Genomic DNA, 20,412 nt, shown 5'->3' on the forward strand with positions numbered 1-20,412 from the left:
CGTCGGCCGCGCGCTCGTCGACCTGCGGCCCGAGCTGCGCACGCTGCGCGGCGAGGACGGCGACGCGCTCGCGACCGTGCGCGGCGTGCGCTACGTCGTGCATCGCGGGCCGCTCGTCGATCGCGGCGTCACGTCGGGCAGCGTGCTGACGTTCCAGGAATCGCGCGCGGTCGAACGCCTCGACCGCGCACTGCGTTCGCAGCCCACCACGCAGCAGTTCGCGGCGCGCTACGCGCTCGACGACGTGGTCGGCGCATCGGCGCCGATGGCGCGCGTGCGCGATCTCGTGCGCCGCTACGCGAAATCCGACGCGACCGTGCTCGTGCTCGGCGAAAGCGGCACCGGCAAGGAAATGATCGCGCAGAGCCTGCACGCGCTGTCCGCGCGGCGCAGCTACCCGTTCGTCGCGGTCAATTGCGGCGCGTTTCCGGAAGCCCTGCTCGAAAGCGAGCTGTTCGGCTATGAGGAAGGCGCGTTCACCGGTGCGCGGCGCGGCGGCAAGACCGGCCTGTTCGAAGCCGCACACCGCGGCACGCTGTTTCTCGACGAGATCGGCGAAATGCCGCCGTCGCTGCAGAGCCGGCTGCTGCGTGTGCTGCAGGAGCGCGAGGTGATCCGCCTCGGCTCGACCGAGCCGATCCGCATCGACGTGCGCGTGATCGCCGCGACGCACCGTCCGCTGCTCGCCGCCGTCGAGGCCGGCACGTTCCGCGCGGATCTCTATTACCGGCTCAACATCCTGAACGTCGGCCTGCCGCCGCTGCGCGAGCGCGCAGCCGACATCCCGGCGCTCGCGGCCACGCTGCTCGTGCAGGCCGCACGACGCGAACCGCGGCTCGCCGAGCGCCTGCGCGACGCCGACGACGCCGCGCGCGTGCTCGGCGCGACGCAGGCCGGGCTCACCCGCTACCGGTGGCCCGGCAACGTGCGCGAACTGCAGAACGTGATCGAGCGGATCGCGGTGGAGCTGGCCGAGGAAGCCGACGAAAACGATCCGGCCGCCGCCTGCGGCACGCTCGATCCCGACGCGCTGCAGGCGATCGCACCCGAGCTGTTCGCGGCGCCCCCCGACGCGGCCGACGCCGACGATGCGCAGACGCTGCACGCACGCCGCCGCCGCGCGGAAGCCGACGAGATCCGCGCGGTACTCGACGCGTGCGGCGGCGACCGCGATCGCGCATGCGCGATGCTCGGCATCAGCAAGACGACGCTGTGGCGGAAGTTGTCGGTGAAATAGGCAGGCCGGATGCGGCGCGCCGGCGCGCGCCTGCGTAACGAGGAACGTCAGTCGACCTTGTGATAGTGGCGGTACGCCTTCGCGCGATTGCCGCACGACGACATCGAACACCAGCGGCGGCTGCCGTTCTTGCTGTCGTCGATGAACAGCCACTGGCAGGCGTCGTTCGCGCAACGCTTGACCTTCGCGAGCCGCGCGCCGCCGAGCAGGTCGATCGCCGACCACAGCACCGGGCTCAGCAGCGCCGCGAGCGTGGCGCCCGCGCCGCCGATCCGCCACGCATAGGCGCCGTCGATGCGCGCCAGCGCGACGCGCGGCGCCGCTTCCGCCAGGAAGCCGCCGAGCAGCGCCAGATCGTCGGCGTGCGGCTCGCGCTGCTCGGCCTGCGCATGAAACAGCCGATACAGCGCCTCGCGCAGTGCGAGCGCGCGCGCGAGCATCGCCGGCTCGTCATCCTTGTCCCGCACTCGACACGCGTCGGCCAGGCCGGCCGGTACGCACGCCTGCTCGCGGCACCACGTCAACAGGTCGTCCAGCGTCCCGAAGGTCTCCGTCGGCGTGTCGGCGCCGCGCCAGTACAGCGTATTCGCGAAATCGATGCTCAGCGTTTCCGGCGGCGCCGGAATCAGGCAGTCCGTCGTGACGGAAGGTTGCGTTTTGCTCATGACGCGATCGTATCTAACCAGCATGCCGGTTGACAAGCATCCGGACGCTTTCTAACATAACCGGCATGGTGGTTAAAAAACGGTTGGCTGCACTGCGCCCTTTCAGTTCAAGGAGACACAGATGATCGATCGCCTTTTCTTCAGCGTTATCCACAACAATCGCAGCCGGGTGTTCGACGACAGCACACTCGGCGCGCTCCGCTACAAGCGGCTGGCATGGTGCTTGTAGGCAGGTTTGCCGTCCTGACGTCCCCTCTTCAGTTCAAGGAGCCCACAGATGATCGATCACCTTTCCTTCGGCGTTGCCCACATCGGCCGCAGCCGCACGTTCTACGACAGCACGCTCGGCGCGCTCGGCTACAAGCGGCTGTATAGCGACGACGGCTCGATCGGGTACGGCGAGACCGAGCCGGTGCTGTGGCTGCAGCATGCGGCTCGCCCCATCGCCGCCGATCCCGACTCCGGGCTGCACCTGTCGTTCAAGGCCGCGTCGCCCGTCGAGGTCGACGCGTTCTACCGCGCCGCGCTCGAGCACGGCGGCCAGGACAACGGCGGGCCTGGCAAGCGCGAGCACTACGGCCCCGGCTATTACGCGGCGTTCGTCGTCGATCCCGACGGATATCGGCTCGAAGCCCATTGCGAGCTGGACAACGTCGTCTGATCCGGTTCGCACCGACGCGGGTGAACGACAAGGGCCCGATTCCGCATCGCGCGGAATCGGGCCCTTGTCCTTGTTTTTGCTGCATCGAGGTTCGGTCGCGACGCTCGCCGCAGGCAAGCACGCCGATGCCGGGCGGCGCGACCGGCTCGCGGCCGATTGCCCCGCGATCCGCCCGCACCGGGCACGCGCTTACTGCGCGTTGCGCGTGCTCTGCAACTGCTCGCCGAGCCCGTCGATCCCGAGGCGCACCGTCTGGCCGGCCTTCAGGAACACCGGCGACGGCTTGATGCCCATCCCGACGCCCGGCGGCGTGCCCGTCGTGATCACGTCGCCCGGCTGCAGCGTCATGCAGTTCGACAGATAGGCAATCAGCTGCGCGACGGTGAACACCATCGTGCGCGTGTTGCCGTTCTGATAGCGGTGGCCGTCGACCTCGAGCCACAGGTCGAGACGCTGCGGATCGGGCACCTCGTCACGCGTGACGAGCCACGGGCCGATCGGGCCGAACGTGTCGAAACCCTTGCCCTTGTCCCACTGGCCGCCGCGCTCGATCTGCCATTCGCGCTCCGACACGTCGTTGACGACGCAGTAGCCCGCGACGTAATCGAGCGCGCGCGCTTCGTCGACGTCCTTGCAGGTCGCGCCGATCACGACGCCCAGCTCGACTTCCCAATCCGTCTTGACCGAACCCTTCGGGATGTCGATGCCGTCGTTCGGGCCGCAGATCGAGCTCGTCCACTTGCCGAACACGACGGGCTCCTTCGGCACCGGCATGCCGGCTTCGGCCGCGTGATCGGCGTAGTTCAGGCCGATGCCGATGAACTTGCCGACATGGCCGACGCACGCGCCGATGCGCGGCTCGCCCGACACGAGCGGCAGCGTGGCCGGATCGATTGCACGCAGACGCGCGAGACCTGCGTCGGACAGCACATCGCCGGACAGATCCGGCACATGCGCCGACAGGTCGCGAATCCGGCCGTCCGCGTCGAGAATACCGGGCTTTTCCTGGCCGGACGGGCCATAACGAAGCAGTTTCATCGTGCTCAACCTCTGTTGTCGAATAGGACAGGATACCGGCCGACGCCGCTCTTCGCGGCCGCGTGCCGGACTGATTGTCGATCGTCGATTGCGCGCGTCGGCGCCGCATCCGGCATGCCGTTCGACGCGCGAGGGTCGCGCGGGCGCAGCGATCGTGCCGCCACACGGAAGTATGGCGCGCATCGAACGGGCGGCCGCCGGTCTGCGCATCGGCGACGACGGCCCGGCACCCGCGACATGGCCCGGCCCGTACCGGCCGGCGTCACGCGCGGCCGCACCGTCGCTGGCCCGCCAGTCTTTGTACCATCGGCCGCGCACGATGAAATGACGCGCGACGGATACCGACTATTGGTGCGCCCGCGGGCGCTGCGGCGCAGCATCGCGGGCGGCGGCGCAGCCCGATTTCCTTTCGAATACCTTGAACCGGTGCCACCTGTCATGAATACCGGGTATTCGGAGCTTCCCTGTCATCCTGAAAACAAATTGATCCGTTCTTGTTAGGTAACGATCGGTAAAAAGACGCTGCATTGCACACTAAATGTTTGTTGTTAAGCTCGGACGGATGGCGTGCGTCGCCACACGCGAGCCCGACACAGGCGAAGTGCAGAATCGGTCAGCGTGCGTCGCCAATCGATCGACAGTAATCCCCCAACCTCACATCGACAATGCAAACAACCAACGACCTGCTTCCCGGCTGCGACGCACGGGAATCGATGGGCGCAATCGACCGTTATCGCGCACCCGCGCTCGACAAGGGTCTCGACATCCTCGAACTCCTGTCGGAGCAGAAAGAAGGCCTCACCCGCACCGAAATCACGAAGGAACTCGGCCGCAACGCGAGCGAGATCTACCGGATGCTCGAACGCCTCGTCGCGCGCCGCTACGTGATGCGCTCGACCGGCGGCGACCGCTATACGCTCAGCCTCAAGCTGTTCTCGCTCGCGCACCGGCATCCGCCGATGAGCCGGCTGATCGCCGAGGCGCTGCCGCCGATGCAGCGCTTCGCCGATTCCTCGGAACAATCGTGCCACCTGTCCGTCTACGATCGCGGCAACCTGCTCGTGATCGCGCAAGTCGACGGGCCCGGCCCGTGGGGTGTGTCGGTCCGGCTCGGCTCGCGCATCGGGCTCGCCGATACGGCATCGGGGCGGGTGATGCTGTCGTTCCAGGGCGCCGAGCAGCGCGCGCACATGCTCGCGGAGCACCGCAAGGTCAAGGGCGAAGCGCCGCTGAACGAGCAGGAACTCGCGTACGCGTGCCAGTCCATCCGGCAGGCCGGCTACCTGCGCCAGGACAGCCGCCAGGCGTACGGCGTGACCGACCTGACCGCGCCGATCCTCGGGCCGTCCGGCCATGCGATCGCGGTGCTGACCTGCCCGTACATGCGCAGGATCGATGCGCACATGGCGCCGTCGGTCGACGCGGTCGTCGATGGGTTGCGCGAAACGGCCGCCCATCTGTCGATGTGCCGCACCGAAACCTGCTGACACAGCTGAGCCTGCCGACACGCAGGCTCGTCGGAACGCACCGGGTACGGCGCGATTGCGCCGATCCCGGTCGCCTGCGATCACGCCGGTGCGAGGCGCGACGCACGGTGCCATATCGTGCGCCCACGGCGCTACGCTAAAATAGCGGCCCTCTCAAAAACTACGGCGGCCGGTTGTCGCGGCCGTCGTGTCCGATGGATGTCATGGCCAAACTTCTGAACGATCAAGAATTCCAGCGTTTCTCCGAACTTCAGCAGAAGCAGGCAAGCTTCACGATCACGCCCGAGGAGGCGGACGAACTGCGCGATATCGTCGCGCGCGCGCAGAAGAAGCGCGACGATCGTGCCGCCGCGATGCAGGCGATCGAGAACTACATCGAGCAGTTCGACATCACGCCCGACGAACTCTTCTCGCCCGAGCAGATCGGCGACGCGGCCCGCACCTACGGGCTCATCACGGCGACCAAGAAGGAACGCACGCTGCCGCCGTCGATCACGTTCAACGGCAAGCCGTACCAGTGGACCAAGACGCTTCCGGACGACGTGCGCGGCGCGCTGTTCGAAGCATTCACGTCCGGCGAATCGGTCAAGCGCTTCATCGCGATGCCGAAGGACATCGCACGCTGCGCACTGACGATCGCCCGCCTCGAGCGCGAAACCGGCGCCGTCTATGCCGATTCGCACCTCGAGGAACTCGCGATTTCGCGCGACCAGGTGAACGACGCGGCGGCGAAACTCGCTGCCTGAATGTAAGCGCGGGCACGGTTCATGCGTGCCCGCCCCCTGCTCAACGCCGACCTTGGCCGGCGTTGCGCTTGCGCAAGCCGTGCGTCCGGACACTCCCGAAAAGTCTCACCCTGGCGTCCCGCAAGCGCTCACCCACACCTCCCGAAAAAGCTCACCAAGGCTCCCGGAAACCCTCACCGAAGCCTCCCGGATGTGCTCACCGACACGTCCCGCAGCCCCTCACCGATGCGCCCCGGAAAGGCTCACCGACGCCTCCCGCAGGTACTCACCGGCCACTCCCGGGAAGGCTCACCGAATGCTCCCGTATCGGCTCACCTCGACCGTCCTGGAGAAGCTCACCGGCGGCTCCTGAAAAATCTCACCTTTTGGGCAGGCTCGAATTTTCGAGGCTGAAATACGGCGGCAAATACGTGTGAACATCGCGCGGAAAACTACGACGCGCGACGGATATCGCGGCAAACGAAACGCGTCTCGCGACGCCTGCCGTATGCGTGTCGTTGTTTCCATCGCGAACAGGCAGCGACACGTTCGCCGTTGTTTCGCTCGCGAGACCGGTTCGAATGCCCGGCATTCGTGACCGGAAACATCCTCAACGTGCCGGGAAGCCGGGGACAGCGACGGCATATGGCGTCCGTACGCGCCGAGCCGCCGACGGACGCTACGGCTGCAGCTTCATCCTGAAGCCGACGACACCGGGCTCCTCCGTCGTCGACACGGCGAAACCGCACGACTTCGCAAGCGCGATCATCGCCGAGTTCTCGCGCAGCGCCTCGCCGATCATCCATGCGGTTCCGCGCGAACGCGCGTAGTCGATGATCCGGTTCATCATCAGCCGGCCAAGCCCCTTGCCCTTCTGGTCCGGTCGTACCGCGATCGCGAACTCCGCCGTCTCGTTGTCGGGATCGGCCACCGCGCGCGCCACCGCGAGCGTGTGGTCGCGCCCGGACACATCGGTGAACGACACGATGAAGGCCATCTCACGGTCGTAATCGATCTGCGTCATGCGCGCCACCTGTGAATGATCGAAGCTGCGCACCGCACCGAAGAATCGCATCCGCAGATCGTCCGGTGTCATCGCGCCGAGCAGCTCGTTGTGCGCGGCCTCGTCTTCCGGACGGATCGGGCGGATCGTCACCGTCTCGCCACGCCACTCGAGCGTCTGCTCGAGGTGGCGCGGATACGGCATGATCGCGAGCCGGCTGCGGCCCGTGGCCAGCGTGATACGCGGTGCGATCACTTGCGCACGGTCGGACAGCACGCGCAGCGTGACCGACATCGCAACGACTTCACGCACGTCGCAGACGACCTGCGACAGCGCCGTCAATGCGTCGAGCGTCGGCTCGACGGGTGTGCGGCGTGCATACGGCGAGCGTTCCATCACCGCGCGGGCGAGCACGGTGTTCAGCGGCGGCAGGCCATAGACGACGAACGGCGCCGATACGCCGTCCGCGGGCGGCACGGCATAGCGAAACACCGGGCCGAAGTTCGCATCGTCGTACATGTCGACCGTGACATCGACGACTTTCGTGCCGGCCGGCTCGGCGGCCGGCTCGCCCTGCAGGCCGAAACGGGACAGCCAGCCCAGCGCGGCTTCGCCGGTCAGCTCATGCTCGCCGGCTTCGACCATCCGGCGCGCGTCGGCCTGTGCGGATGCAACGCACTCGGCCGGCTGCAGCGGCGTGCCCTCGGGCGTTTGCATCAGCAGCTGCCGCCCGAGGTTGTAGTCGACGAGACGTGCATACGCGCGTGCGAGCCGCTGCGGCGTGGTGTGCACGGGAATGCCGTTCGCGTGCAATGCATCGCGCGTCGCCGCGTCGACCGCGCCGAAGAAACACGCGAGGATGCCGCGATGCGCGTACTGCCGCGCTTCGATCAGCGTGTGCGCGACCGCATCGGCCGGCGCGCTGTGGGAAGTCGAATGGACGACGAACAGCGTGCCCGTTTGCGGGAACGGCGCGAGCGCCTTGACCGCCGCGGCAAAATGCTCGGGCCGCGCATCGTCGCCCAGCGTCAGCGGATTGCCGGGCGACGCGAGATGCGGCAGCGCGGCCGAGACGGCCGACGTGGCGGCGGGCGGCCAGTCGGCCAGTACGTCGCGCACGTCGGACACCGCGTCGACCGCGAGTTTCGCGACCCCCGCATCGCTCGTCACGAGCGTGGCCGCGCCGCGCGCCGTGACGCGGCCGACGCCGAGCGTCTCGATCTCGTCGAGCAGGTCGTCGAGCGCATCGACCCGCACCATCCCCGCGCGCTGGAACGCCGCCGTATAGAGCGCGTCGCCGGGATCGGCGCGCCCGGTGCGCAAGGCGAGCACCGGCTTGTTGCGCGCGGCCGCGCGGGCGGCGGACATGAACTTGCGCGCCGCGCGCACGGTATCGAGTTCGAGCAGGATCGCGCGCGTGCCGGGGTCGCTCGCGAGATAGTCGAGCACGTCGCCCGCATCGACGTCGGACTCGCTGCCGAGCGCGACGACATGCGAAAAACCGAGGCCCCGTGCGTCGGCCCAGCCGAGCACCGCGTTCGTCAGCGCATTCGATTGCGACACCCACGCGACACCGCCCGATCTCGCCGTATAGGCCGGCGCGCCAAAATGGGCATGCCGTCCGGGCGACAGCACGCCGAGGCTGCCCGGCCCGACGATACGGAGCACGAACGGCTTTGCCGCCTTCAGTGTGCGATCGAGCGCGGCGCGATCGGCATCCGTGCGCGCCTCGCCGACGATCACCGCCACGCGCGTGCCGAGCTCGCCGAGCTTGCGCACGATGCCGGCCCAGGTCGCGGGCGGCGTGCAGATCACGGCAACCGACGGCGGTGCGGGCAGCCGGTCGACATCGGCAACGACCGCATGCCCGTGCAGGTCACGATACTTCGGATTGACGGGCCACACGGGCCCCTGGAACGCGCCGTCGAGCACGCGCGACCACACCATCGCGCCGATACTGCCCGCGCGCGACGACGCGCCGACGACCGCAACGGACTTGGGCTGGAACAACGCATCGAGATGGCGAACGGTCACATCGGCTCCCTGCGGTAACGAAAGACGACCCGATCGGCATGCGGCACGGACACAGGCCATACACCGATCGACGCGAACCCCAAGCATAGGCGAAGCGCATGCGGCTGCCTATATGCCGGACGGCCGACTATTCGACAGACGTCAACGCACGCACCATGGGCCTGTGACACGAGCACGAAAGCCATCGCCGCGCGCCGGGCGTCCACATTCGCTCGACGCAGCCGGCGTTCGCATTCGGCGCGGCGCTGTGTCCGCTTCGTCAAAGGTGAGGATTTACAGGAGCTATGGTGAGTAAATTCGGGAATTGCACGGCGCGACGCGCAAACACGCGAAAGGTGATCGGAATTCGCGGCGCGCGTGCACCGCGAGAATGGCGCGAGCCAATGCGGATGTGCCGTGAAATTGCGGCGCTGTTTACCGAAAATCGCCGCGATATGCAGCCGAATCGCAGCGAATTCGCAAAACGGGATCCTTTAATTGCGCGGCATCGCAGTTCAATACGCCGTCGGAAATCGCGCCGGGAATGCACAAAAACAAAACGGTGCGACGGCCGCATGGCCGTTCGCACCGTCGGTCGGCACGCGAAAGGTGAGAATTTTCGGGAGTCAGTCCTTGATCAGGAAACGCGCGCGATTCTTGCCGAGCCACGTCGGCGACCGTCCACGGCCACTCCACGTTTCACCCGTCTTCGGGTTCAGGTACTTCGGCGGCGACGTACGCTTCGGCTTCGCGGCGGCAGCCGCCGTCCCTGCCGCACGGAACCCGAGCTCTTCCGGCGTAATGTCGTATTCCTCGATTTTCGCGCGGATATCGGCAATCGCATCGGCAATCGCCTTTTCGCGTTCCTTGTCGATCTTTTGCTGAAGCCGTTCGAGCTGCGCGGTCAGTTGCCTGTAGGTCGCCATATGGATGGGACTCCGTGAGTGTTATTCGTGAAAAATAGGTGACTCTCAGCAAACAGAAAAGCGCTTCGCCCGATCGTGATCTCCCCAGCCGGTTATCTCGAGGTCAATAACCGCTCTTCTTCTTGCACGCGAAGAGAAGATTTCGCGTGGCGTCATCGCTCGATTGCTGAAGCACTTCGAAATCCCCGTTGCAGATCGCCCGGGCATTGTCCGTGCAATTGCTCCAGTCGCTGCCGGTGCATTGCACCTGGGTAGTCGGACGCCCGTCCGAAGTGAACAGCGGCGCGCTGCCGCCACACCCGCCGAGCCCGGCAACCAGACCCAGCACAACGGCCGCCCGAGGCCACCGACAGACCGACGCAAGCATGTGTTTCATTGTTCTTCCCGTCAACCTTTTTTTGAATGTCGCGAGTATGCCATGCGCGGCCCTTTCTCCGTCAGTTCGGCGTGCGGCCGGGTTGCCCGCGCGCCTTGTACGGCAAGCGCTTGCGCGGATCGTCGGTGATGCGAACGAACACCTGCTCGACGTCCGGAATCGCCTCGAGCTCACGCTGCAATGCCTGCCGGTCGAACGCCGTATCGGCACATCCTTCGACGTAAATGAAACGCCGCTGCACCGTGATCCACAGGCTCGTGCCGTGCAGTCGATCGGAGCCGGCGAAGTGTGCCTTCACAGCGTCGGCGATCGGTGCGTCATACATGTAGGAGTTCGGCTTCGTGCAGCGGTGTGCGAGCCAGCACGTGGTGCCGCGTTCGGCACGGTAATGCGCGTCGTCCGTCATCTCGGCCCGGGTCATCCACGGGCCGAGCGGCAACGGGCATTCGGCCACGTCCCGCGACAGCGCGATGAACGGATCGTTGTACCAGTTGCGCCGCGCCTCGGGCGCGTCGGCGTCGCCCGACTGCGCGAGCGCGGCGCTCGCCAGCAACAGCATCAGCCATCCTGCGATGCCGATCCGTTTCATCGTGCTCTCCTGTTCGATGCCGCACGTCCGGCCGCATCGGCGTTGCCGGTCAGCCTACCGGTCGATGCCCAGCGCCGCCAGTTTCTTGTACAGCGTCGCGCGGCCGATCCCGATGCGCGCGGCCGCTTCCACCACCTTGCCGTCGCAAGCCGCAAGCGCATCGGTCAGGAACTGACGCTCCCACGCCGCCAATGCATCGGCATACGACGCGGCCGGTGCAACCCGCACTTCGCCCGTGCGCCGCTCGACCGTCGACACGGCCGCCGGCTGCGCCGGTACTGCACCGTCCGTCGATACGCGCACCGGCCCAAGGAACGGCGCGAGCGCACGCGCATCGATCACCGACCGGTCCGACAGCATCAGCGCGCGCTCGAGCGTATTGCGCAACTCGCGAACGTTGCCCGGCCACGGATACGCACACAGCATCCGCAGCGCATCGTCGGTCAGTTCGCAATGGGCCGCGCGCCCGTGTTGCGCGGCCAGTTCCTCGAGGGTTGCATAGACGAGCGCCGCGATGTCGGAGGCGCGCTCGCGCAGCGGCGGCGCGTGGATCGTCAGCACGTTCAGACGGTAATAGAGATCCGCGCGAAAACGCCCGGCCGCGACCAGCGCCGGCAGGTCGGCGCTCGTGGCCGCGATGATCCGGACGTCCGCGCGCACGATCCGGTTCGAGCCGACCGGCTCGAACTCCTTGTCCTGCAGCACGCGCAGCAGCTTGCCCTGCAGCGGCAGCGGCATGTCGCCGATCTCGTCGAGAAACAGCGTCCCGCGATCGGCCAGCTCGAACTTGCCGACGCGCCCCTTGCGGTCGGCGCCCGTATACGCACCGGGCGCCGCGCCGAAGAATTCGGTTTCGAGCAGCGTGTCGGGAATCGCGGCAACGTTGACCGTCACGAGCGGCTGGAGTGCACGCGCCGACGCCGCGTGGATCGCATGCGCGAGCAGTTCCTTGCCGGTGCCCGTCTCGCCGAGCAGCAGCACCGGCGAGTCGACCTGCGCGGCGCGGCGCGCCTGGCGCTTGGTTTCGAGACTCGCCGCACTCGTGCCGACGAAACTCGCGAACGTGTATTTCGCGCGGCGCGCCTGCGCGAGCGAACGTTGTGTCGCGATCAGTTGCTGCTGAAGCTGGGCGTAGCGGGAAAAGATCGGCGTGAGCGTCTTCAACTGGTCGAACAGCGCAAAGCCGATCGCGCCGACCGTCTCACCGGCCTCGTTCTTCAGCGGCAGGCGCGTGACGACGAGCGGCTCGCGGCCCGTCTCCATGATGTCGAGCAGGATCGGCTGCCCGGTCGACACGACCTCGCGCATCAGGCTGTTCGGGATCACGGCCTCGCAGTCGAGGCCGACAGCCTGTTGCGGATCGGCGAAACCGAAGCGCGCCGCATACCGCTCGTTCATCCACACGACGCGTGCATCGCGATCGACGACCACCGTGCCCGCGCTCGAATCCTCGAAGGTCCGGAACAGCGACTCGGCGGCGCGCCGCAGCACGTCGCCGTAGTTGACGGGCAGGCGGGCCCAGTCGTTCATCATCGTGTCTTCGTCTCCGTGTATCGTCGACCGGCTGTCTCCGGAACGAGACGGATTATCTCACTCCGGAGACACGCCGCAACACGTTGCCCGGGAACGCCCCGCCCGATTCCACGGGCTGGCCGGACGGCCATTTCGTCTCCGGATGGAGACGTTTTATGTAGAATCGTCAGACAACGACCGGCGCGGGCCCGCCGGTCCCCGGCGGACCCATGTCCGGCGGCGCTATCCGGCCGATGGCACGAAACCTGCACGAACCTGAGCCGGTCCGCGGCGCATCGCGCGATCGAACAACAACCAAAGCCATTAGGAGACTCCCTTGTCTTTCGTGATCGTCCTCGCCGCGCTGGCGTTCCTGATGTTCGCCGCGTATCGCGGCTACAGCGTGATCCTGTTCGCGCCGATCGCCGCGCTCGGCGCGGTGCTCCTGACCGAACCCGCCGCCGTCGCACCGGTCTTCTCCGGCATCTTCATGGAGAAGATGGTCGGATTCGTCAAACTGTATTTCCCGGTGTTCATGCTCGGCGCGGTATTCGGCAAGGTGATCGAACTCTCCGGGTTCTCCGAGTCGATCGTCCACGCGGCGATCCGCTACATCGGCCGCTCGCGCGCGAATGCGGTGATCGTCGCGGTGTGCGCGCTGCTCACCTATGGCGGTGTGTCGCTGTTCGTCGTGGTGTTCGCGGTCTATCCGTTCGCGGCCGAACTCTATCGCCAGAGCAACATCCCGAAACGGCTGATGCCCGGCGCGATCGCGCTCGGCGCGTTCTCGTTCACGATGGATTCGCTGCCCGGCACGCCGCAGATCCAGAACATCATTCCGACCACGTTCTTCAAGACGACCGCCTGGGCCGCGCCCGCGCTCGGCACGATCGGCTCGCTGTTCATCATCGTCGTCGGCCTCGCGTATCTCGAATGGCGCCGCCGTTCGGCGATGGCGAAGGGCGAAGGCTACGGCACGTCGCTCGTCAACGAGCCGGAACGCGTCGAGGCGAAGGCGCTGCCGCATCCCGCACTGGCGATCCTGCCGCTGATCCTCGTCGGCGTGTCGAACTTCGCGTTCACGAAGCTGATCCCGCAGTGGTACGGCGCCGCGTCTTACACGGTCGCGCCGGACGTGCTGCCGGGCGTGCACGCGCCGGTCACGACGTCGATCAAGACCGTTGTCGCGATCTGGTCGGTCGAGGCCGCGCTGCTGCTCGGTATCGTGCTGGTCGTGCTGACGGCATTCAAGCGCGTCAGCGACCGCTTCGCGGCCGGCTCGAAGGCCGCCGTCGCCGGCGCGCTGCTCGCCGCGATGAACACCGCGTCGGAATACGGCTTCGGCGGCGTGATCGCCGCGCTGCCGGGCTTCCTCGTCGTCAGCGATGCGCTGAAGAGCATCCCGAACCCGCTCGTCAACGCAGCCGTGTCGGTCAGCTCGCTCGCCGGCATCACGGGCTCGGCGTCGGGCGGGATGAGCATCGCGCTCGCCGCGATGTCGGACCTGTTCATCAAGGGCGCGCAGGCGGCCAACATCCCGATGGACGTGCTGCACCGGGTCGTCGCGATGGCGAGCGGCGGCATGGACACGCTGCCGCACAACGGCGCGGTCATCACGCTGCTCGCGGTCACGGGCCTCACGCACCGCGAGTCGTATCGCGACATCTTCGCGGTCACGATCATCAAGACGCTCGCGGTGTTCTTCGTGATCGCCGTGTACTACATGACGGGGCTCGTGTAATACCCCTCGCGCGGCGGCCCGTCTCCGGGTCGCTGCCCGCCGGCCGCCGGCCACGTCGCTGCGGCCGGCTTCTCCCCCGCTCCTCCCCTTTTTGCCGGGCACCGTCCAGGTGCGCGCGCCGGCCGTTCATTGTTGTCTTCCGGAGAACACTACGTTGGGCGCAGCGGCATTTTTCGCGCGTCAGGCGAGGCCTACACTGCTTTCGACGGTCACCGTACGTGATCGGCGCCGTCGAAAACCTGGAGGTATCCGCTCATGAACCCGCTGCTCCGTACACTCGCCCTCGCGGCCGCATTCGCCGCTCCCGTCGCCGCGCAGGCGCAAGCCACCTCGCCGCTCACGCGCGCCGAAGTTCATTCCGAGGTGGTTGCACTGAGAAAAGCCGGCTTCCAGCCGAGCGACTGGTTCTACCCTGCCAGCATCCAGGCCGCCGAAGCTAAGATCGCCCGGCAGCAAGGTGCGTCGCGGGCCGCGGGCGCCGGCTACGGCAATCGCGGCGTGTCCGCCACGGGCCAATAGTCCGGTTTCAACCCAGCGGGCTGCGCTCGCGTCAGCGCCACCTTCCCGGCGCGCGCAGCGCTCACCGCGCTGCACGGTCAGCGCGGCTCGATGACCGCTTTCGCGTAGGACTCGCGCTCCAGTTCCAGTATTTCCGCGGACAGTTGCAGGTGCATGCCGGGCGGCGCGACGACGTGCCGCTTCAGTTCCGCCAGCACCCGCTCCGAGAATTCCCGCTTGACGTCAGTCGGCCGGCCGCTCAGCACCGCGAGCTTCGCGTGGACGAACGCGCGCGGCGCCGGCGACGTGCCGACTGCAAATGTATCGAGCCGCAGCGCGCGGCTCTTGATATCGCGTTCGTCGAAATGGCCGGACGCGGCAAGCGCGGCATTGAGCGCGCGCAGTGTCGCGCCGGCGTCGAACCCGTCGAGGTTCGCGGAATATTCGAGCGTCAGGTGGGGCATGGGGTCGGTGGCCTCGTCGGTATCGGGAAACACGCCGGCCGGCATCCCGAAAGCCCACGCAGTGCCACCGGATCTATGCCTTGACCGGCTGGATCAGGCGCTCGCAGGCGCTTGCCTGCGGATCGCCGGCGGGCAGTTTCCCACAGATGCCGTCGAACTGCTTCGCGATCGACCTGACCGATGCGTCGTGCGCGCCGCTGCCGCGCCAGCGGTTCAACTGCGTGACGACCTTGGTCAACGCGCGCAGGTTCGCGCCGTAGAACGCGTCCCGCGTCTTGTCGGCCTGCGCGAGCACGCTCGCGGCGATCCCTTCGATGCGCGCCGAATCGTCCGGCGCCAGTTCGACCGCATTCGCGAAATAGGTCGCGCCCCAGCGCAGCTTCGTCGCCGGCCCGCTCGCCGCATCGTATGCCTTGCGGTACCAGTCGAGCGCCGCGGCCTTGTCGCCGCGCGCCTTCGCATTCGCGGCCAGCCCGGACATGAAGTAGTACGGCGTGGACGAGCGCGGCAACTCGGCCTTCAGCAATGCGTCCGACTCGTCGTACAGCCCCGCGTCGGTCAGCGTGTCCGCGCCTTCGCTGACGAGCGCCTGCCGCTCGTATGCGTTCGCGGCGCCCTGCACCGACGCCAGGATCTGTTTGCGCGCCGTATCGGCCAGCGCCGGTACGGCGAGCGGTGCGCCCTTGCGTGCATCGCCGCGCGCGAGCAGCACGCGGCCGTGCAGCGCCATCAGCCGGTCGATCGACGACAGCGTGGTGTCGGTCGACAGGCGCGCAAGCGCCGTGTCGTACGCGCCGCGCAATTTCGCGCGCTGCGCGTCGCCGCCACCGAGATACGCGACAACACGCGCGGGCGCGGCGACCAGTACGTCCGAATCGGCCCGCGACAAGGCGGGGTCCTGCAGCACCGTGCGCAGCGAATCGGCCAGCGCCGTCTTGTCCAGCGCGCCGGCCTGCGCCGGATCGTCGGACGCGGCGACCACGGCCGACTTCAGCGCGAAGCGCGCCGATTCGGCCTTCGCGCCGGCCGCCCGCGCGCGTTGCGCGAGCGACTGCAGCGTCTCGGCCACGCGATCGGCCGGCACCGGCAGCGCGCCGTCGGTATCCCACGAATAGTCGGCCAGCAGGCGCCATTCGTCCGGCGTCAGCGACGCACCGTTCTTCAGCGCGGTCGCGAGCGTCTGCCGCACCGGATGCGCGGCCGTCATCCCGAGCGACAGCGCCTGCATGTAGCGGTCGAGATCGGCTTCGCCCGGCAGCCGCGTCACTTCGGTGCCGTCGGGACGGAACAGGATCATCGTCGGGTAGCCGTGCACCTTGAAGCGCTCGCCGAGCTTCTGCGCGCTTTCGGTATCGCCGTCGAGATACACGGGCACGAAGAACGACGAGCGGGTCTTGAATGCCTGCTGGCTGAAGATCGTCGATTTCACCTGGTTGCACGACGGGCACCACACCGCGCCCCAGTAGAGCAGCAGCGGCTTGCCGGTGCGCTTCGCCAACGCGAAAGCGGCGTCGACGTCGCCGTGCTGCCACGCGATGCCGGGCGGCAGGTGCGCGCCGTCGGGCGATGCGTTCGCGACCGGGGTGCCCGTGGGCGCGGCGGCGGCAAACGCCGCACCCGCGGCGGCAGCGAGCAGGCAGGCGGCAGTCAGATTCCGGAGAGCGGTTTTCATCGAAGCGGGTCCGTTGAAAGAAAAGGTTGCGGGAAGGCGTGGCGCGCCAGGCGACGACGGGAAGCGACGACCTGAAGCGACGACCATGCAGCGAGATTCATGACGCGATGAAGCGCACCGGCGTGCGGCGTGGCGCAAGCCGGCGTGCGTCGACGCACGCCGCACGCATCGATGCGGAGACCGTCAACGCCGCCCGAAGCGGCCGGCGCAAATCCTTCAACGATACGATCCGCGCAGCCGGCGGGAAACGAACGAATTCTTGAATGAATATGACGCGCGGCATCGTCGCCGCGCGTTCACTCTCGGCCCTTGATCCGCGCCATGTGATACACGGACATGTGCACGCCGTCGCGCAATGCATAACCCGGCGATTCGCCCTCGATCCGGAAGCCGTGCTTCTCGTAGAGCGCGATCGCCACGCGGTTGTCGGTGAACACGGTCAGCTCGAGGCGCGTGAGGTTCAGCCAGTTTTCCGCGAGATCGATCGCGGCCGCGAGCAACCGGCCGCCGATGCCGCGCCCGTGCCGGGTCGCGTCGACCATCATGCCGAGCCCTGCCGCATGGCGCCGACGCGGATTCGGTTCGAACTCGAGGCCGAGATGGCCGACCACCTCGCCGTCGATTTCGGCGACGAGGCTCGCGCCGCGCTCGTGCGCGTTGGCGAGCCGTTTCTGCCATTTTTCGAACGATGGAAACGGATACTGCAGCGTATTCATGTACACCGCGGGGTGCGCGGCGATCTGCCGGATCGCGTCGACGTCGTGCGTCTCGCTGTGCCGGATCTTGATGTCGGTCATGGGTGGGCCGGGTCCGAAAAGTCGCGCCCGCGGCGCGGGCTGCGCACATGCGCAGCAACGGATCGAGCTTATCCGATTTCACGCATTTGAAACATCGGCGTCATGCGGTGCCGTTGCACCCGCAACGACCAGCGCTCAAGCCACGCCTCCACGCGCAGGGAAAATCTGACCGACCCGGCGGCCGGAAACCGGTAATTCCTTACCCGCTTCCGTCACGCATCGCTTCCCGATGCTTCCCGATCGATCGTTGCGCACGCAACGTCACGCGCGCGACATGCGATGTCATGCCTTCATCACGTCGGCGTCACGTCGACTCCCTAGACTGGGCGCCGCCCAATCCGGCACGTACCCGGCCGGTGTGTACCGACGTCCTGGCCCGCGCATCACGAGCGCGCGTCGCGCAGGATCGCGGCAACGGCCCAGGCATCCGCGCGGCACCACGGATCGCGCGCGACGCGCGCACTTCCGCCACGCGCGGCCGCCGCACTCGACCGCCCATGCCGCGCGCATCGCCCCGGCGGGCGACGCACGGGCACCGCCAGACGAAGTCACGAACGCTCCCATCATCACAGGACCCGAACGCCATGACGTCACGCCGCAGATTCCTCCAGCAGACCGCCACTTCCGGCCTCGCCGCCGCCGCACTCGCCGCGTTTCCGCCGAGCATCCGCCGCGCGCTCGCGATTCCCGCGTTTCACGAAACGGGGACCATCCAGGACGTCAAGCACGTCGTGCTGCTGATGATGGAGAACCGCGCATTCGACAGCTACTTCGGCACGTTCAAGGGCGTGCGCGGCTACGGCGACCGCTTTGCGGTGCCGTCGCCGAACGGCCGCAACGTGTTCTACCAGACGTACACGAAGCCGATGCCCGCCGCCACCATCACGCCGTATCACCTCGACGCGAGCCAGGGCAACGCACAGCGCGCGGGCGGCACGCCGCACACGTGGGCCGATGCGCAGGCCGCCTGGGACCATGGCCGGATGAACCGCTGGCCCGACGCGAAGACGCCGCTGTCGATGGGCTACTACGACGCGGCGGAAGTCCCGTTCCAGCGCGCGCTCGCCGATGCGTTCACGCTGTGCGACCACTATCACTGCGGGATGCACACGGGCACGATCGCGAACCGCCTGTTCTACTGGAGCGGCACCAACGGCCCGAACGGCATCAGCCCGGCCGACGGCAGCCGCGTGAAGATCGCCGCGCTGAACAACCAGTTCAACGGCGGCAACGACATCGGCCCGTCGAGCCAGGGCTGGACCTGGACCACCTACGCCGACCGGCTGCAGCAGGCCGGCGTGAACTGGAAGGTCTACCAGAGCCTGATCGACAACTTCGGCTGCAACGAGATGATGAGCTTCCGCCACTGGCGCGCGGCGATCGAGCAGATGCCGCCCGCGCGCCGGCCCGCCTACGTCGCGTCGACGGACATCACGCAGCCCGTGACGGCGGCCGGCGCGTTCTACGATCCGGCGATCGACGATCCGCTGAGCCCGCTCGCGAAGGGATTCGGCAACACGATGCCGTACGGCTTCCTCGAATCGTTCCGCGACGACATCCGCAACGGCAAGCTGCCCGAGGTGTCGTGGATCATCCCGCCGTCCGTGTACAGCGAACACCCGGGGCCGTCGAGCCCCGCGCAGGGCGGCTGGTACGTGCAGGCGGTGCTCGATGCGCTGACGGCGAACCCGGAGGTGTGGAGCAAGACGGTGCTGCTGGTCAACTACGACGAGAACGACGGCTTCTTCGACCACATGCCGTCGCCGGCCGTGCCGTCGCGCAACGCCGACGGCACGCTCGCGGGCGGCCATACGCTGCGGGACGCCGACGTCGCCGTCGAATACCACGACTTCACGCCGGCCACGTCGAGCCAGCCGGCGATCGACGGCCGCCCGTACGGCCCCGGCCCGCGCGTGCCGATGTGGGTCGTGTCGCCGTGGAGCCGCGGCGGCTGGGTCAACTCGCAGGTGTTCGACCATACGTCGACGTTGCTCTTCCTCGAAAAGCGCTTCGGCGTCGCCGAGCCGCAGATCAGCGCGTACCGCCGCGCGGTGTGCGGCGACCTGACGAGCGCGTTCAACTTCCGCTCGCCGAACAACGAACCGCTGCCGACGCTCGCGGGCCGTACGACGAAAAGCCAGGTCGACGCGCTGAGCGCCGCGCAGCAGGCCGCGCCGAAGATCGTGCCGCCGGCCGCGCCGTCGCTGCCGGCGCAGGCCACCGGCGTGCGCCCGTCGCGCGCGCTGCCTTACGAGCTGCATGCGAGCGCGCGTGCCGATGCCGGCAACGGCACGCTCACGCTGAAGTTCGCGAATACGGGCCGCGCCGCCGCCGTGTTCCACGTCTATGACAAGCTGCACCTCGACCGCCTGCCGCGGCGCTACGTCGTCGAACCGGGCAAGACGCTGCACGGCGACTGGGCGGCGCGCGCCGACGACGGCGGCAAATACGACCTGTGGGTGCTGGGCCCGAACGGCTATCACCGCCGCTTCACCGGCGACCTGAGCCGCCTGGCCGGTGCACGCGCGCCCCATCCGGAAGTCCGCGTCGGCTATGCGGGCGCGAGCGGCAACCTCCACCTGCGGCTGCGCAACCACGGCGGCGGCACGGTGCGCTTCACCGTGAAGTCGAACCAGGTCTACGGGCCGCTCCCGGGCCGCGGCGCACACGACGGTCGCGGTCACGGCCATGACCATGGCATCGAGGACGGCAACGGCCAGGGTCGCGGTACCGGTACCACGTGGACGGTCACGGTGCGCGCCGGCGATCAGGCCGAACTGGACTGGAAGCTCGACTCGACCGGCCACTGGTACGACTTCATCGTCACCGCGGACAGCGACCCGGGTTTCTCGCGCCGGGTCGCCGGCCGCGTGGAAACCGGCCGCCACTCGGTCAGCGACCCGGCGATGGGGCTCGCCGACCGCTTCTGATGCCGCCGCGGCGACACGCGTTGCGCCACGTTGTACGCGTGTCGCCGCCCGCGCCGGCCCGGCCGGGAACGACGCCCG

The 20,412-nt window shown here is 67.9% G+C and carries 17 protein-coding genes; 7 read left to right on the forward strand and 10 right to left on the reverse strand.

What is annotated here, in order from left to right; all coding sequences use genetic code 11:
- On the forward strand, positions 1–1,237 hold a 1,237-nt coding region (locus tag DPV74_RS26460; protein WP_119338255.1), incomplete at its 5' end, for a sigma-54-dependent Fis family transcriptional regulator.
- Positions 1,238–1,284: 47 nt separating this feature from the next.
- Here DPV74_RS26460 and DPV74_RS26465 read toward each other — a convergent pair.
- The gene (locus tag DPV74_RS26465) at positions 1,285–1,926 is read right to left on the reverse strand and encodes an ABATE domain-containing protein (protein ID WP_060194100.1); all 642 of its coding nucleotides are present in this window, start codon (positions 1,924–1,926) and stop codon (positions 1,285–1,287) included.
- 253 nt (positions 1,927–2,179) lie between these two features.
- Here DPV74_RS26465 and DPV74_RS26470 point away from each other — a divergent pair, with 253 nt between their 5' ends.
- On the forward strand, positions 2,180–2,563 hold the full coding sequence (locus DPV74_RS26470) for a VOC family protein (protein ID WP_021159659.1): 384 nt from the start codon (positions 2,180–2,182) through the stop codon (positions 2,561–2,563).
- Between the two features lie 189 nt (positions 2,564–2,752).
- On the opposite strand, the gene DPV74_RS26475 is transcribed toward DPV74_RS26470, so the two are convergent.
- Positions 2,753–3,601 carry an ureidoglycolate lyase gene (locus DPV74_RS26475; protein ID WP_059693076.1) on the reverse strand — a complete coding sequence of 283 codons (849 nt, stop codon included), beginning with the start codon at positions 3,599–3,601 and terminating at the stop codon, positions 2,753–2,755.
- A gap of 665 nt (positions 3,602–4,266) precedes the next feature.
- Between DPV74_RS26475 and DPV74_RS26480 the strand changes: the two genes are divergently transcribed.
- Both DPV74_RS26480 and DPV74_RS26485 read left to right on the forward strand, forming a co-directional pair.
- On the forward strand, positions 4,267–5,088 hold the full coding sequence (locus tag DPV74_RS26480; RefSeq protein WP_059693078.1) for an IclR family transcriptional regulator: 822 nt from the start codon (positions 4,267–4,269) through the stop codon (positions 5,086–5,088).
- A 194-nt stretch (positions 5,089–5,282) separates the two neighbouring features.
- On the forward strand, positions 5,283–5,834 hold the full coding sequence (locus DPV74_RS26485; RefSeq protein WP_027790331.1) for a hypothetical protein: 552 nt from the start codon (positions 5,283–5,285) through the stop codon (positions 5,832–5,834).
- Between the two features lie 658 nt (positions 5,835–6,492).
- On the opposite strand, the gene DPV74_RS26490 is transcribed toward DPV74_RS26485, so the two are convergent.
- From DPV74_RS26490 to DPV74_RS26510, 5 genes are all read right to left on the reverse strand, one after another.
- Positions 6,493–8,850: a GNAT family N-acetyltransferase gene (locus tag DPV74_RS26490; RefSeq protein ID WP_059693080.1), complete on the reverse strand. Its 2,358-nt coding sequence runs from the start codon at positions 8,848–8,850 to the stop codon at positions 6,493–6,495.
- A gap of 605 nt (positions 8,851–9,455) precedes the next feature.
- The gene (locus DPV74_RS26495) at positions 9,456–9,755 is read right to left on the reverse strand and encodes an H-NS family nucleoid-associated regulatory protein (protein WP_021159650.1); all 300 of its coding nucleotides are present in this window, start codon (positions 9,753–9,755) and stop codon (positions 9,456–9,458) included.
- Between the two features lie 103 nt (positions 9,756–9,858).
- Positions 9,859–10,131 (reverse strand): hypothetical protein, encoded by a 273-nt coding sequence (locus tag DPV74_RS26500; RefSeq protein ID WP_048023821.1) that lies wholly within the window; start codon positions 10,129–10,131, stop codon positions 9,859–9,861.
- Positions 10,132–10,192: 61 nt separating this feature from the next.
- Positions 10,193–10,720 (reverse strand): BON domain-containing protein, encoded by a 528-nt coding sequence (locus DPV74_RS26505; RefSeq protein ID WP_119338256.1) that lies wholly within the window; start codon positions 10,718–10,720, stop codon positions 10,193–10,195.
- 54 nt (positions 10,721–10,774) lie between these two features.
- Positions 10,775–12,253 carry a sigma-54-dependent Fis family transcriptional regulator gene (locus DPV74_RS26510; RefSeq protein ID WP_119338257.1) on the reverse strand — a complete coding sequence of 493 codons (1,479 nt, stop codon included), beginning with the start codon at positions 12,251–12,253 and terminating at the stop codon, positions 10,775–10,777.
- A 316-nt stretch (positions 12,254–12,569) separates the two neighbouring features.
- Here DPV74_RS26510 and DPV74_RS26515 point away from each other — a divergent pair, with 316 nt between their 5' ends.
- A complete protein-coding gene (locus tag DPV74_RS26515; RefSeq protein ID WP_119338258.1) occupies positions 12,570–13,973 on the forward strand; it encodes a GntP family permease in 1,404 nt (467 codons plus the stop codon).
- 255 nt (positions 13,974–14,228) lie between these two features.
- Positions 14,229–14,492, forward strand: a complete 264-nt coding sequence (locus DPV74_RS26520) for a DUF4148 domain-containing protein (RefSeq protein ID WP_027790325.1) — start codon at positions 14,229–14,231, stop codon at positions 14,490–14,492.
- Between the two features lie 77 nt (positions 14,493–14,569).
- Here DPV74_RS26520 and DPV74_RS26525 read toward each other — a convergent pair whose 3' ends face one another.
- The 3 genes from DPV74_RS26525 to DPV74_RS26535 all read right to left on the reverse strand — a co-directional run bounded on the left by DPV74_RS26525 (position 14,570) and on the right by DPV74_RS26535 (position 17,404).
- Positions 14,570–14,935, reverse strand: coding sequence for a 5-carboxymethyl-2-hydroxymuconate Delta-isomerase (locus DPV74_RS26525; protein ID WP_027790324.1), 366 nt, complete (start codon positions 14,933–14,935; stop codon positions 14,570–14,572).
- A gap of 73 nt (positions 14,936–15,008) precedes the next feature.
- Positions 15,009–16,607, reverse strand: coding sequence for a thioredoxin family protein (locus tag DPV74_RS26530; protein WP_119338259.1), 1,599 nt, complete (start codon positions 16,605–16,607; stop codon positions 15,009–15,011).
- Between the two features lie 296 nt (positions 16,608–16,903).
- The gene (locus DPV74_RS26535; RefSeq protein WP_119338261.1) at positions 16,904–17,404 is read right to left on the reverse strand and encodes a GNAT family N-acetyltransferase; all 501 of its coding nucleotides are present in this window, start codon (positions 17,402–17,404) and stop codon (positions 16,904–16,906) included.
- A 584-nt stretch (positions 17,405–17,988) separates the two neighbouring features.
- On the opposite strand from DPV74_RS26535, the gene DPV74_RS26540 reads away from it, so the two are divergent.
- On the forward strand, positions 17,989–20,334 hold the full coding sequence (locus DPV74_RS26540; RefSeq protein WP_119338262.1) for a phosphocholine-specific phospholipase C: 2,346 nt from the start codon (positions 17,989–17,991) through the stop codon (positions 20,332–20,334).
- Positions 20,335–20,412 lie beyond the last annotated feature (78 nt).

The organism is Burkholderia sp. HAN2018 (assembly GCF_024704855.1).
Lineage (GTDB): Bacteria > Pseudomonadota > Gammaproteobacteria > Burkholderiales > Burkholderiaceae > Burkholderia > Burkholderia cepacia.

Bases quoted from the DNA above. Each gene is read 5' to 3' on its own strand.
- DPV74_RS26475 (WP_059693076.1), bottom strand. From the start codon at position 3,601: ATGAAACTGCTTCGTTATGGCCCGTCCGGCCAGGAAAAGCCCGGTATT.
- DPV74_RS26495 (WP_021159650.1), bottom strand. From the start codon at position 9,755: ATGGCGACCTACAGGCAACTGACCGCGCAGCTCGAACGGCTTCAGCAA.
- DPV74_RS26540 (WP_119338262.1), top strand. From the start codon at position 17,989: ATGACGTCACGCCGCAGATTCCTCCAGCAGACCGCCACTTCCGGCCTC.
- DPV74_RS26485 (WP_027790331.1), top strand. From the start codon at position 5,283: ATGGATGTCATGGCCAAACTTCTGAACGATCAAGAATTCCAGCGTTTC.
- DPV74_RS26510 (WP_119338257.1), bottom strand. From the start codon at position 12,253: ATGATGAACGACTGGGCCCGCCTGCCCGTCAACTACGGCGACGTGCTG.
- DPV74_RS26500 (WP_048023821.1), bottom strand. From the start codon at position 10,131: ATGAAACACATGCTTGCGTCGGTCTGTCGGTGGCCTCGGGCGGCCGTT.
- DPV74_RS26530 (WP_119338259.1), bottom strand. From the start codon at position 16,607: ATGAAAACCGCTCTCCGGAATCTGACTGCCGCCTGCCTGCTCGCTGCC.
- DPV74_RS26520 (WP_027790325.1), top strand. From the start codon at position 14,229: ATGAACCCGCTGCTCCGTACACTCGCCCTCGCGGCCGCATTCGCCGCT.
- DPV74_RS26525 (WP_027790324.1), bottom strand. From the start codon at position 14,935: ATGCCCCACCTGACGCTCGAATATTCCGCGAACCTCGACGGGTTCGAC.
- DPV74_RS26465 (WP_060194100.1), bottom strand. From the start codon at position 1,926: ATGCTGGTTAGATACGATCGCGTCATGAGCAAAACGCAACCTTCCGTC.
- DPV74_RS26480 (WP_059693078.1), top strand. From the start codon at position 4,267: ATGCAAACAACCAACGACCTGCTTCCCGGCTGCGACGCACGGGAATCG.
- DPV74_RS26505 (WP_119338256.1), bottom strand. From the start codon at position 10,720: ATGAAACGGATCGGCATCGCAGGATGGCTGATGCTGTTGCTGGCGAGC.
- DPV74_RS26470 (WP_021159659.1), top strand. From the start codon at position 2,180: ATGATCGATCACCTTTCCTTCGGCGTTGCCCACATCGGCCGCAGCCGC.
- DPV74_RS26535 (WP_119338261.1), bottom strand. From the start codon at position 17,404: ATGACCGACATCAAGATCCGGCACAGCGAGACGCACGACGTCGACGCG.